The following is an 11598-nucleotide window of genomic DNA, read 5'->3' on the forward strand; positions in this document are numbered from 1 at the left end:
TTCATGCATCTCGTCATCATAGGCTTGCGCCGTGGCGATATAGGTCCAGGGCGGCGGCAAGGCGGTCGCCAAAATTTCGGCGTGCGCGCTCTTGCCGGAGCGCGCACCGCCGATGAGGAAGGTCAGTGTCTTGCGATCAGGCAAAGCTGTCGCGCAGGCTGGTCGCGGTGCCGGTGAAGCGGCCACGCACCACACCGACGACCGCGCCGAGCACCAGCCAGAACACCAGATTGGTCACGGTCACCGCCACCACGAACTGGTGATGCAGCCCTTCCGGAATGGCCGTCTCGTAACTGCCGGGCTGCGGCGCACCGACAATATGCGGCGCGACGATCAAAAGGACGGCAAGGATCGCCAGCGGCAGCGACTTGCGGAACGCGATCAGGCCGAGACCGGCGGCGGTCGCCGCCACCGTTGCCCACCACCAGATCTGGCGCTGGGTGAGATCGGCGGCCGGCATGGCCGGCAGTTCCGGCGGCAGGCCGAGGCCAGGCGCCAGCGTGAACACGGCGAAGCCGGCCAGGCCCCAGAACACGCCCTGGCGCCAGCCACCGATGCCGCCGGCGAATTCGGAGACCGCGACCAGGATCAAGGCGAAGCCGATGCCGGTGACGATGTTGGCAAGCACGCTGAAGGCGAAACGCTCGAAACCATCTGCCGGCGCCCAGCCTTCGTCTGCCGGAGCGGCTTCCGCAGCCGGGGCAGCAGAGCTCATGGCATCTCCCGCCGGTGCAGTTGTGCTCATGGCATTGCTATCCGTTGCGGCCGGAGCGGCATGGTCATGGTGATGCCCGCCGCCCGCCTGTTCGTAGACTTCCGCCTTCAGGATCAGCGGCACGGTGGCATAGGCTTGCAGGCAGGCGAGGACGACGCCGGCCACGAGCCCTGCGATCGCCGCGATGAACACGACGTTGCGAAACAGGTTCATGATGTCAGCCCCTCGTCAGTGGCAGGGAAACGCCATCGAATGGCGATAGTCGTGAGCCGCATTGTGGACCGCATCGATATGCGAGAAGCCGACAAAGCCCATCACGAAAACGCCGAGCAGCGCGGCAAGAGCGAGCTGCATGAAGCGCGACTGCGAGGAGACGGAGGTGCCGAGGGAGACGGAAGCGGTAGTCATGTCTTGTCCTTTCGCCCTCCACCCGAGGGCATCGAAGTCAGTTTCCTGTCGCCGGCAGGTCTCCTGGCTCACGGATCAGCGTCCTTCCCCACCTTCCCGAAGAAAAATCTTCAGTGGTTTATGGAGAGGACTACCGCACACAGTTGCGGGGGCAGCCACGGCATTGGGCGAAATTCGCCCTCACCGCATTCCCTCTTGGCTCCAAAATGGAACCGGCGACACCGGTGACTATAGGCAGAATCCTCGCTTCCGGCAAACCAAATTCCGCCGGTGACCATTGCGAATGCGCCATGAAGGTCAAAGTGATTTCGGCAGATAGCGCCACGTCACAAAGCCGCAGACCGCCGCCAGCAGGCCGAGCGTGACGAACACCGAGCCCAGGCCGAAGAAGGCCAGCGCCACCGAATAGACCAGCGGCGGCGTCAGCTCGGAAAAATCGAGATAGGTGCGGTAGACCGCTGCCATCTGCGGTCTTTCATAGGAGCGCACCGAGCGCATGAAGGCGGTCGAGCCGAGGGCGTCGAGCGCAATGGTGAAGAAGGCACCGCAGAGCAGGAAGGCGCCGGTAAGCAGCGGCACGGTTTCGCCGACGAAGCCCGCCGCCAAAAGCGCGGCCGACATGGCGAAATAGGCGAATGTCATGGTCCCGCGGCCACCAAAGCGCTTTCCTGCCTTGCCCCAGAAAATCGCCATGAACAACAGCGCGTTGCCGGCCGAAACCAGCAGGCCGCCGGCCAGCTTGCCCTCACCTGTGATGACCATGAACAGCGGCCCATAGACGAAGAACGTCGTCCAGAAGCAGGAGCGCCCAAAGGCGATCAGCCAAGCCAGCCTGAGCCTGGGCTGCGCCACGAAGCGGCCGATATTGGCGAGCGGATTGACGGGGCGCGTCTTGCCCGGACGGATAGACTGGTTGTCGCCGAGGCGGTAGGTCCAGAACAGCGCCAGCAGGCCAAACGCGAACACCGCGACCGTACCATGCGCGGCATAGATGCCGAAGCGCGTGTAGAGGAAGATGCCGAGCGTCGGCCCACCGGTCCAGGCCAGCATCGACCACGCCATGCGCAGCGATTCGGCCTGCATGAAGTCGGTCTTGCGGATGTGGTCCATGATGTAGAGGTTGAGCGTGATCGACAGCGCGCTGGCGCCCATCACCCGGCACAGCATGCCGGCCAGTTGCCCGGCAAGCGTGTCGGTGACGAAGAACAGCGAGCCGACGGCCAGCAGGCAGGCGCCTGCCGTGTAGACCCAGCGCCGGGCAAAACGGCGGATCAGCATCGGCATGAACAATGTCACCGACAGCCCGAGCATCGCCACCACTGTGTAGAGCATCGACACGATCTGCTCGTTGTGCAGGATCTCGTAGGCCTGGATCGGGATGACGCTCGACACCGTGGCGCGGGCGAAGGATTCGACCGCATAGAGCGACGCGAAGGTGCGCGCGTCCGCGGCCTTGAGAGCCGGCAGCCAGATCGGATGGCGCACATGGGTGGACATTGCTTTCCCCGAAGCAGATTCACCGGGTCAAATCTGACGTGGCGATCCCAGCGCCAATAAGAGGAAACCGACGCGCATCCGGCAAAAGCGAAGCCGGCCAAAGGCTTCCCTGCACTGGCCCAATGCCGCGGCTGATCCGGGTTGTCGGCAGAGTTGCCGGTCTTCTTTTGTGCCGGGCAACCGTGATAGTCCTCCAGCGGGGCTGAATCAGAATGCGAGACCATGAGCATCCAAACGCCGACCGCACCCGTTCCGGATCGACCAAAGCGCATCGTCGCCATCGACATCGTGCGCGGCATCGCGCTGATCGCCATGGCGAGCTACCATTTCACCTGGGATCTGGAGTTCTTCGGCTACACCGATCCCGGCCTGACCGCCTTCGGCTGGTGGAAGATGTACGCGCGCTGCATCGCCTCGACCTTCCTGTTCCTGGTCGGCGTCAGTCTGTACCTCGCCCATGGCCGACAAATCCGCTGGAACGGCTTCTGGAAGCGGTTCGCCATGGTCGCGGGAGCCGCGATCGCGATATCGGTCGTCACCCGTATCGCCACGCCGGATGGATTCATCTTCTTCGGCATCTTGCACGAGATCGCGCTGGCCAGCCTGCTCGGCCTCGCCTTCCTGCGCCTGCCGGCTTTGTTGACGCTGGTCGTCGCCGGGCTCGTCATCGCGGCGCCTGTCTATCTGCGCCTCGAGGCGTTCGATCACCCATGGCTGTGGTGGGTAGGCCTGTCGGCGAACAATCCACGCTCCAACGACTACGTTCCGTTGTTTCCATGGTTCGGCGCCGTGCTTGCGGGCATCGCGGTGACGAAACTCGCCGCCGGTTCAGGCGTACTTGCCCGGCTTGCCGAATTAGCGCCCGGTCGCTGGGCCAACCCGCTGGTCTTTATCGGCCGGCACAGCCTGGCGTTCTACCTGATCCACCAGCCATTGCTGATCGGCTGCATGTGGCTGTTCTCGCAGATCATGCCGGCACAGGTCGAAACCCCGCAGGTGAATTTCCTCAAAACCTGCCAGCTGTCCTGCGAGCAGTCGCGCGACACCGAGTTCTGTACGAGCTACTGTGTCTGCATGCTCGAAACGCTCGAGGGCGAGGCAACGCTTGATCGGCTCTACAACAACGACCAGACTGCGGAATGGAAGACGCATCTGTCCGATCTCGCCGGCATGTGTACCGCCAAGACCGACAGCAAGTTGATGGAGGAAGGGGTCAAATGACCGAGAACCAGCCTAAGCCGGGGCTCATACCGTGGCCGCCGCTGATCTACACCGCCGCCATCGCCATCAGCATCGCGCTGGGCCTGCTCTATCCCCTGCCCTGGATCGGTGACCTCCTGGGCGATATTCTTTTCGCCACCGGCTGGGTGGCGCTGTTTGCCGTCGCCGCGCTCTGGGTCACCGCGATCCGCACCATGGTCCGCGCCAAGACCACGCTGAACCCGAACGCTGTGCCCGATCACCTGGTCACCACGGGTCCCTTCGGCATCACCCGCAATCCGATGTATCTGGCCAACACCCTGCTGTTGATCGGCGTCGCCTTTGTCTCGGGCATCGTGTGGTTCCTGCCGCTCGCATTCATCGCCGCCTATGCCACGCAGAAAATGGCGATCGAAGGCGAGGAAAAGGTGCTGGCGGCAAAATTCGGCAAGAAGTACCGCGACTACGCCAAACGCGTGCGCCGCTGGATCTGAGCTGGCGCCCCTGGTTTCCATCGCGGAGAGGTTTGACAGGTGCACACTTCGGCGATTAGCCTAAGTCTTGCGAACTTCGTCATCCTAGGGCGAAGCAGGAGCGCAGCTCCGTCGCGGAGACCCTAGGATGACGAAGGAATAGACGTCTCCGCTAATTCCGAACGCTAACGCGCGACAGAATCCAGTCCGCTCAGGTATTCACGCCAAGCTCAACCAGCCGCTCCACACAAGATTCCTCGGCCTGGTCGAGTTCAGCCAGCGTCTCCTCGAGATCGCGGCGCTTCTGCCGGAGATCCTCGCGCTTTTCCTCGATGCGCTTGATCATCAGGTTGAGCTGGCCGACTTCGCCGGGCGGCTCCTTGTACATCTGGATGATTTCGCGGATTTCGTTGATCGAGAAGCCAAGCCTCTTGCCGCGCATGATCTGACGGATGAGGTGCCGGTCGGAGGGGCGAAACAGCCGCGTGCGGCCACGCCGCACCGGCTGCACCAGCCCTTCGTCCTCGTAAAAGCGAAGCGTCCGCGTCGACACGTCGAACTCGCGGGTCAACTCGGTGATCGAATAATATTCTCGCATTGCCACTCCCGCACGCCGAAACCAAGGGGCGATCGCCATGCCGGCGTCACCCTTATGTCCCGAACCAAAACCCGTGCCATGCCGGAATCGACATGGCGCCCCGCGCAAGCCTCGCACGGCATTTACGTAAAAGTCAATTAAGCCAAAAGGCGTGCCTTCAGGGCACACCGAACCACCACGTGGCAATGCCGAGAAATGCAAAGAAGCCGACGACGTCGGTAACCGTGGTGACAAAAACTGCCGAAGCGACCGCCGGATCGACCTTGAAACGATCGAGCAGCAGCGGGATCAGGATGCCGGCCAGGGCGGCCACGAACATGTTGATGATCATCGCCGCCGCGATGATGCCGCCCAGATTGGGGTCACGGAACCAGGCTGCCGCAACGATGCCGATCAGGATGGCGAAGACGATGCCGTTGATGAAGCCGACACCCATCTCGCGGCGAATGATGCGGCCGGCATTGTAGATGTCGAGATCCCTGGTCGCCAACGCCCGCACGGTGACGGTCATGGTTTGCGAGCCGGCATTGCCGCCCATGCCGGCGACGATCGGCATCAGCACCGCCAGTGCGACGATATGTTCGATCGTGCGGTCGAAAAGGCTGATCACCGACGCCGCCAGGAACGCGGTCAGAAGGTTGATCAGCAACCACGGAACGCGTGAGCGCGAGGTCGAAAAGATGCTGTCGGAAAGCTCCTCGTCGCCGACGCCGCCCATGCGCATCAAGTCTTCTTCGGCCTCCTGCTGTATGACGTCGACAACATCGTCGATGGTCAGAACGCCAACCAGCCGTTCGTTCTCGTCGACGACTGCGGCCGACAAAAGATCGTACTGCTCGAATTCCCGTGCAGCCTCTTCCTGGTCCATGGTGGCCGGAATGGCGTGCCGCGTCTCGTGCATCACTTCCTCGACCTTGACCGAACGCTTGGTGCGCAGGATCTGGTCGAGGTCGATGGCGCCGAGCAGCTTGAAGCTCGGATCGATGACGAAGATCTGGCTGAAGCGCTCGGGCAGATTCTGGTCGTCGCGCATGTAGTCGATGGTCTGGCCGATCGTCCAGAACGGCGGCACCGCGACGAACTCGGTCTGCATGCGGCGGCCGGCCGTCTCTTCGGGATAGTCGAGCGAGCGGCGCAGCCTGATCCGCTCGGTGAACGGCAGCTGCGACAGGATCTCGTCCTGATCCTCCTTCTCGAGGTCTTCGAGAATGTAGACGGCGTCGTCGGAATCGAGCTCCTGTACCGCCTGCGCGATCTGCGCATTGGGCAGACTGTCGACGATCTCCATACGGATCGCCTCGTCGACCTCGGTCAGCGAGGAGAAGTCGAAATCGGCGCCCAGGAGCTCGACCAGCGCGTGGCGCTGTTCGGGATGCAGCGCCTCGAGCAGGTCGCCGAGTTCCGACTGGTGCAGGTCGTCGACTTCATGCTTGAGGGTCAGCGTGTCGCGGTCGGCGATCGCCGCGCCAATCCGCGCCAGGAAGGACGAAAGCACGGCGCCGTCCTCGCCATAGATGTCGGCGTGGTGCTCCTCGGCGGCCCTGGCGCCAATCGTCCGTTCGTGCTCGCCTTCCACCAGCGCCTCCCGCCACAAGAATCCCGGAAAAGGTGCAAATCAGGTCTAGAGCATCGGACCCAAAGGGGAAACCGGTTTTGGGAGAATCCGACGCTCAAAAAGAAAGTGGCGTAAAGCGCGGGAATATCAAACGAAATGCGCCCGGCCCGCAGCGGGCGGAGCTTGCACAATCGGGATCTGGGAAGGAAAATGGTGCGGTCGAGAAGACTCGAACTTCCACGGGTTGCCCCACAGCGACCTCAACGCTGCGCGTCTACCAATTCCGCCACGACCGCACGTGGTAGAGCCGGAACCGACCGGCTCGCGGCGTGTAGCAAATCGTTTCCGGCGAAACAAGTGCACGGCAAGCAATAATGTCAGGCGATTGGCATAATGCTCCACAGGGTCCGAACGCAGCGCCGGAACTGGACGTTTGCGCCTGATATCGCCATATGGAAGGCAAGTTGATGTCACCCAAAGGTGCGAGGCGGTTTTGGGACGCGACATGCATAAGCGAAAAGACGATACGCCATGCCCGAACGCAGCCAGATCGCCACGTCGTTCCTGCCGCTCCCCGGTTCAGCACCGGTCGAATGGCTGATCGAGCCCGGCCTTACCGCCTATCCCGAAGCACTTGCCTTCATGGAGGCGCGCGCCGAGGCGATCCGCAGCGGCGCTGCCGGCGAAATGGTCTGGCTGGTCGAACACCCGCCGCTCTACACGGCCGGCACCAGCGCTCGCGGCGAGGATCTGATCGACGCCAGCCGCTTCCCGGTATTTGCGGCCGGCCGCGGCGGCGAATACACCTATCATGGGCCGGGCCAGCGGGTCGCCTATGTCATGCTTGATCTGAAGCGGCGGCGTGAGGACGTCCGCGCCTTCGTCGCGGCGCTCGAACAGTGGATCATCGGCACGCTCGCCGCCTTCAACGTGCAGGGCGAACGCCGCGAGGACCGGGTCGGCGTCTGGGTCGTGCGGCCGGATCGCCCTGCCCTGCCGGACGGCTCGCCGGCCGAGGACAAGATCGCGGCCATAGGCATCCGGCTGCGGCGCTGGGTGAGTTTTCATGGCATCGCCATCAATGTCGAGCCCGATCTCGACCATTTCAGCGGCATCGTGCCTTGCGGCGTGCAGGACCACGGCGTCACCAGCCTCGTCGACCTAGGCCTTCCCCTGGGAATGGCCGACCTTGATCTCGCGTTGAAATCCGCCTTCGAGGATGTGTTCGGTCCCGCCACGGTCTTGCCTGTCGAAGCCGAGCGCAAGGCGGGCTGATCCTTCCGGATCCGGTACGGCTCAAATCAGTTGGGCGGAGGCCCACAACACGCCATAGCCATGGATGGCGAACACCGCCAGCAACGCCGCGGCCATGGCGAGGCGGTCGATGGTGCGGATCGGCTTCAGCTCGTAACGCGGCTTGACCCCGCTGCTCATCGTCAGCAGGCTGAGGATCGAAAACACCGCTCCCGTCGCGAGCAGGAAATTGGAGGAAAAGCCGGCCTGCCAACCGACAGCCAGGAAAGCCGAGAGCAGGAAGAAGGAAGCCAGCGCCAGTGCGACCGGTCCCGGACAGATCTGGCGCAGCACCTGACCGCCGTCGAACTTCCACACCGGCACCAGATTGGCGATGTTGAACAGTGCGGCGAAGCCCGCCAGGGTCGCCAGCAGGGCCGCCGCCAGCCGGTGGCCTTCCGCGCCGGCAAAGGTGCTGGCAGCGATCACAACCGGCACCAGGAACGCGGAGAAGCCGGCGCCCATCAGCGCCACGAAAGCCACCTCGAAACGGCTGTCATAGGGCCGCCCGCCAATGGCGATGCCGCCGAGCAGCGGAATGAAGATCATCCGTGCCCGGTTGTGGCCCATAAGCCGGAACGCCGCCATATGGCCAAGCTCATGCAGGGCGACCACCGATGTGAGGATCGCGGCCAGTGCCAGACCGCCGAAGTGAAGGCCGAAGAATGGCCACAGGATCAGCGCCGAAAGCCCGGCAAAGCCAACCTGGCTGAGCGGATGCTCGAACCAACCGCCCTTGCGATACTGCCCGGTCCGCGCCCAGCGCTGCAGCTTGGAGAGTTCGCGGCGCAGGGCGAAATAGCGGAACACCAGGAAGGCGACGCCGCGATAGCGATCCGTCTGGCTGAGCGTCACCCGCGTGCTGGTGCCTTCGGAAACGAGTTCAACGGTTTCGGAAAAGTCCTTCCAGAACGAAGCGTCGAGCGCCGTGTCCTCGATGACACGCATCGAGAAGCTGATACCTTCGACGACGTCATCAAACCGCGACCTGCGTTCGATCGGCTTGCCGTCGCGACCTTCCCACGACAGCGTGATGCGGGCCACGCCCTCGCCGTCCGGCGCCTCGGCGGAAAGGATCTCACCGGACCAGCCGGCATCGCTGCCGAGCGGCCACAGCGCCTGCCAGAGGCGCTGGCGGTCCATCCACCAGACGGGTCAGACGGACCGTGCGCAAACCAAGCGGCACGGTCATCAACAGAAAGATCAGCCCGAGATTGCTGGCCACCAGAATGGCTGTGACTATGGGCGACACTTGGACGTTGCTCCCTGTCTTGCCGAGGTACCCTAACGTTACGGCGGCAAGAAAAGCTTAACGGCGGAACGGCCTTCCACCGCATAGGAACAGCGGCGGCGAACGCCGCCAAATCACATGGCTCCGATCCAGATCGCCATGGAAACAAGGAAGGTGCTCATGCAAACCAGTGAGATGACATCCTGAACCAGATCGGTCATAACTCTCTCCTGTTGTTGATATGTTCGCATTTTGTTCTAATTTTGTTTCAAAGTCAACGGGCACGATCCGCCGCGCCCGGAATTTCCGGGCGATCAAATCGGCAGGGTTAAGAAAGGGTTGAGGGGCGAGCGACGGTGCTACGTGGGCTGACCGAAGCCTTTGCGATTAGCCATCGCATCGTCATCCTAGGGCGGAGCAAGGAGCGGAGCGACGCGCGCAGACCCTAGGATCCATGCCGTGACCCAGGGGCGATGCTACGGTGCAGAATTATCGCTCTGATAGAGGTCGTATATCCTCGACCCCTGCATTTGTCTCGAAAGTAACGGCATGGATCCTAGGGTCTACGCTCCGCTCCGCGGAGCTTCGCCCTAGGATGACGACATCAGAGACTAAAGCGGCACCACTTTGCCGTCGGCCAGCGTGACACGCCGGTCCATGCGCGATGCCAATTCGTGATTGTGGGTGGCAATCAGCGCCGCGAGGCCCGATTGCTTGACCAGCGCCGCCAGCGCCTCGAACACATAAGACGCGGTGACCGGGTCGAGATTGCCGGTCGGCTCGTCGGCCAGCAGCACCAGCGGCGCATTGGCGACCGCACGCGCGATGGCGACGCGCTGCTGTTCGCCGCCGGAGAGTTCGGACGGCCGGTGCGACGCGCGCTTGCCGATCTGCATGTAGTCGAGCAGCAGTGCCGCGCGCTCTGCCGCGTCCTTGCGGCTCAGCCCTTTGATGAGCTGCGGCATCATGATGTTTTCCAGCGCCGAGAATTCCGGCAGCAGGTGATGGAACTGATAGACGAAGCCGACATCGTTGCGGCGGATCGCCGTGCGCTCGTCGTCGGACAGCCGCCCGCAGGCACGGCCGGCCAGGATGACGTCGCCGGCGTCAGGGCGTTCCAGCAGCCCCGCGGTATGCAGCAACGTCGACTTGCCGGTGCCCGACGGCGCCACCAGCGCCACCATCTCGCCGCGCTTCAGCGAGAAGTCCGCGCCATTGAGAATGGTGAGCTTGCGCGGCCCCTGGACATAGTGCCGCTCGACGCTCTTCAACTCGATAATGGCCTCGGCCATCATTCGTACCTCAAGGCTTCGACCGGATCGAGCCGGGCGGCCCGCCATGCCGGAAACACCGTTGCCAGGAACGACAGACCGAGCGCCATCAGGACGACATAGGTCGTCTCGCGCGGATCCATCTTCGCCGGCAGCTGGCTGAGGAAATAGAGTTCCGGATTGAACAGCACCTTGCCGGTCATCCACGAGAAGAACTGGCGGATCGATTCGATGTTGGTGCAGATCAGCACGCCGAGCAGCACGCCGGCGAGCGTGCCGGTAACGCCGATCGCCGCACCCGTCATCAGGAAGATGCGCAGGATAGCGCCGCGCGACGCCCCCATGGTGCGCAGGATGGCGATGTCATGCCCCTTGTCCTTCACCAGCATGATCAGGCCGGAGATGATGTTCAGCGCCGCCACCAGCACGATCAGCGTCAGGATCATGAACATGACGTTGCGCTCGACCTGCAGGGCGGAGAAGAAGGTCTCGTTGCGCTGGCGCCAATCGACCATGTCGATCGGCCGCTGCGCCGCCGCCTCCACCTTCGGTTTCAGCGCATCGACATCGTCTGGATTGTCGACATAGATCTCGATCGTCTGCGCCCGCCCATCCATGTTGAAATAGAGCTGCGCTTCGGAAAACGGCATGTAGACGATGGAGGTGTCATATTCGGACATGCCGACTTCGAAGATCGCCGCGATCTTGTAACCCTTCATGCGCGGCGTGGTGCCGATCGGCGTCACGTCGCCGTCGGGCGAAATCAAGGTGATGGTATCGCCAAGCGTCAGGCCGAGATTCTCCGCCATGCGCTTGCCGATGGCAACGCCGTCGCCAGAGTCGAAATCGGCGATCGAGCCCTGCTTGATGTTGCTGGCAACGATGGCGATCTTGCTCAGATCCTCGCCGCGTATGCCGCGCACCAGCGCTCCGGTTCCGCCGCCGACATTGCCTTGCGCAAGCACCTGGCCATCAATCAGCGGGATGGCGTATTTGACGCCTGACACACCGTTGATGCGGCTGGCGACCTGCGCGTAGTCCTCCAGCGGCGAATCGAGCGGCTGCACGATCAGGTGGCCGTTGACGCCGAGGATGCGCGTCAAAAGCTCCGCCCTGAAACCGTTCATCACCGCCATGACCACGATCAGCGTGGCGACGCCCAGCATGATGCCGAGGAACGAGATCGAGGCGATCACCGAGATCACCGTCTCCTTGCGCCGCGAGCGCAGATAGCGCCAGGCGACCATGCGCTCGAAGATGGAAAAGGGTCCGGCGCCGACCGGTCTTGCCGCCACCGCCTCGTTCATGCGGCGACACCGAAGCGCTTCTTCACGTCTGCGATCGGCAGCGTCTCGCG

General features: G+C 63.1%; 12 protein-coding genes, 1 tRNA gene and 1 riboswitch. Of the genes, 3 read left to right on the plus strand and 10 right to left on the minus strand.

Going from position 1 to position 11598, the window contains the following annotated elements; all coding sequences use genetic code 11:
- The 4 genes from EOC06_RS18740 to EOC06_RS18755 all read right to left on the minus strand — a co-directional run.
- Nucleotides 1–144, minus strand: a 144-nt coding sequence (locus EOC06_RS18740; protein ID WP_206631208.1) for a bifunctional adenosylcobinamide kinase/adenosylcobinamide-phosphate guanylyltransferase, incomplete at its 3' end; no start/stop codon positions are given.
- Nucleotides 137–928 (minus strand): CbtA family protein, encoded by a 792-nt coding sequence (locus EOC06_RS18745; protein ID WP_128308479.1) that lies wholly within the window; start codon nt 926–928, stop codon nt 137–139. The genes EOC06_RS18745 and EOC06_RS18740, both read right to left, overlap by 8 nt.
- 15 nt (nt 929–943) lie before the next feature.
- A complete protein-coding gene (locus EOC06_RS18750) occupies nt 944–1123 on the minus strand; it encodes a CbtB domain-containing protein (RefSeq protein ID WP_127267996.1) in 180 nt (59 codons plus the stop codon).
- 35 nt (nt 1124–1158) lie between these two features.
- A riboswitch (cobalamin riboswitch) is annotated at nt 1159–1355 on the minus strand.
- Nucleotides 1356–1420: 65 nt separating this feature from the next.
- Nucleotides 1421–2620: an MFS transporter gene (locus EOC06_RS18755; RefSeq protein WP_127331458.1), complete on the minus strand. Its 1200-nt coding sequence runs from the start codon at nt 2618–2620 to the stop codon at nt 1421–1423.
- 222 nt (nt 2621–2842) lie between these two features.
- Between EOC06_RS18755 and EOC06_RS18760 the strand changes: the two genes are divergently transcribed.
- The gene (locus EOC06_RS18760) at nt 2843–3841 is read left to right on the plus strand and encodes a heparan-alpha-glucosaminide N-acetyltransferase (RefSeq protein ID WP_128308480.1); all 999 of its coding nucleotides are present in this window, start codon (nt 2843–2845) and stop codon (nt 3839–3841) included.
- Entirely contained in the window at nt 3838–4314 is a 477-nt protein-coding gene (locus tag EOC06_RS18765) for an isoprenylcysteine carboxylmethyltransferase family protein (protein WP_127267999.1), read from the plus strand. The genes EOC06_RS18760 and EOC06_RS18765 overlap by 4 nt, the downstream gene beginning before the upstream one ends.
- A gap of 190 nt (nt 4315–4504) precedes the next feature.
- Here EOC06_RS18765 and EOC06_RS18770 read toward each other — a convergent pair whose 3' ends face one another.
- From EOC06_RS18770 to EOC06_RS18780, 3 genes are all read right to left on the minus strand, one after another.
- Entirely contained in the window at nt 4505–4891 is a 387-nt protein-coding gene (locus tag EOC06_RS18770) for a MerR family DNA-binding transcriptional regulator (RefSeq protein WP_023685221.1), read from the minus strand.
- 157 nt (nt 4892–5048) lie between these two features.
- Nucleotides 5049–6467 carry a magnesium transporter gene (gene mgtE / locus EOC06_RS18775; RefSeq protein ID WP_127382185.1) on the minus strand — a complete coding sequence of 473 codons (1419 nt, stop codon included), beginning with the start codon at nt 6465–6467 and terminating at the stop codon, nt 5049–5051.
- Nucleotides 6468–6657: 190 nt separating this feature from the next.
- Nucleotides 6658–6742, minus strand: a tRNA-Leu gene (locus EOC06_RS18780).
- Between the two features lie 235 nt (nt 6743–6977).
- Between EOC06_RS18780 and lipB the strand changes: the two genes are divergently transcribed.
- Entirely contained in the window at nt 6978–7721 is a 744-nt protein-coding gene (gene lipB / locus EOC06_RS18785) for a lipoyl(octanoyl) transferase LipB (protein WP_128308481.1), read from the plus strand.
- Between the two features lie 21 nt (nt 7722–7742).
- Here the strand turns inward: lipB and EOC06_RS18790 are convergent, their stop codons facing one another.
- From EOC06_RS18790 to EOC06_RS18800, 3 genes are all read right to left on the minus strand, one after another.
- Nucleotides 7743–8882 (minus strand): site-2 protease family protein, encoded by a 1140-nt coding sequence (locus EOC06_RS18790; RefSeq protein WP_245469766.1) that lies wholly within the window; start codon nt 8880–8882, stop codon nt 7743–7745.
- Nucleotides 8883–9581: 699 nt separating this feature from the next.
- The gene (locus tag EOC06_RS18795) at nt 9582–10265 is read right to left on the minus strand and encodes an ABC transporter ATP-binding protein (protein WP_206631207.1); all 684 of its coding nucleotides are present in this window, start codon (nt 10263–10265) and stop codon (nt 9582–9584) included.
- Nucleotides 10262–11548 carry a lipoprotein-releasing ABC transporter permease subunit gene (locus EOC06_RS18800; RefSeq protein ID WP_127810084.1) on the minus strand — a complete coding sequence of 429 codons (1287 nt, stop codon included), beginning with the start codon at nt 11546–11548 and terminating at the stop codon, nt 10262–10264. Before EOC06_RS18800 ends, EOC06_RS18795 begins: the two co-directional genes overlap by 4 nt.
- Nucleotides 11549–11598: the final 50 nt, after the last annotated feature.

The organism is Mesorhizobium sp. M7A.F.Ca.MR.362.00.0.0, assembly GCF_004023175.1.
In the GTDB taxonomy this organism is placed as follows: Bacteria; Pseudomonadota; Alphaproteobacteria; order Rhizobiales; family Rhizobiaceae; genus Mesorhizobium.

Excerpts from the sequence above, each read along its gene's own strand:
- EOC06_RS18755 (WP_127331458.1), bottom strand. The coding sequence starts at position 2,620 with ATGTCCACCCATGTGCGCCATCCGATCTGGCTGCCGGCTCTCAAGGCC.
- EOC06_RS18745 (WP_128308479.1), bottom strand. The coding sequence starts at position 928 with ATGAACCTGTTTCGCAACGTCGTGTTCATCGCGGCGATCGCAGGGCTC.
- EOC06_RS18760 (WP_128308480.1), top strand. The coding sequence starts at position 2,843 with ATGAGCATCCAAACGCCGACCGCACCCGTTCCGGATCGACCAAAGCGC.
- EOC06_RS18790 (WP_245469766.1), bottom strand. The coding sequence starts at position 8,882 with ATGGACCGCCAGCGCCTCTGGCAGGCGCTGTGGCCGCTCGGCAGCGAT.
- EOC06_RS18770 (WP_023685221.1), bottom strand. The coding sequence starts at position 4,891 with ATGCGAGAATATTATTCGATCACCGAGTTGACCCGCGAGTTCGACGTG.
- EOC06_RS18750 (WP_127267996.1), bottom strand. The coding sequence starts at position 1,123 with ATGACTACCGCTTCCGTCTCCCTCGGCACCTCCGTCTCCTCGCAGTCG.
- EOC06_RS18765 (WP_127267999.1), top strand. The coding sequence starts at position 3,838 with ATGACCGAGAACCAGCCTAAGCCGGGGCTCATACCGTGGCCGCCGCTG.
- EOC06_RS18800 (WP_127810084.1), bottom strand. The coding sequence starts at position 11,548 with ATGAACGAGGCGGTGGCGGCAAGACCGGTCGGCGCCGGACCCTTTTCC.
- lipB (WP_128308481.1), top strand. The coding sequence starts at position 6,978 with ATGCCCGAACGCAGCCAGATCGCCACGTCGTTCCTGCCGCTCCCCGGT.
- EOC06_RS18795 (WP_206631207.1), bottom strand. The coding sequence starts at position 10,265 with ATGATGGCCGAGGCCATTATCGAGTTGAAGAGCGTCGAGCGGCACTAT.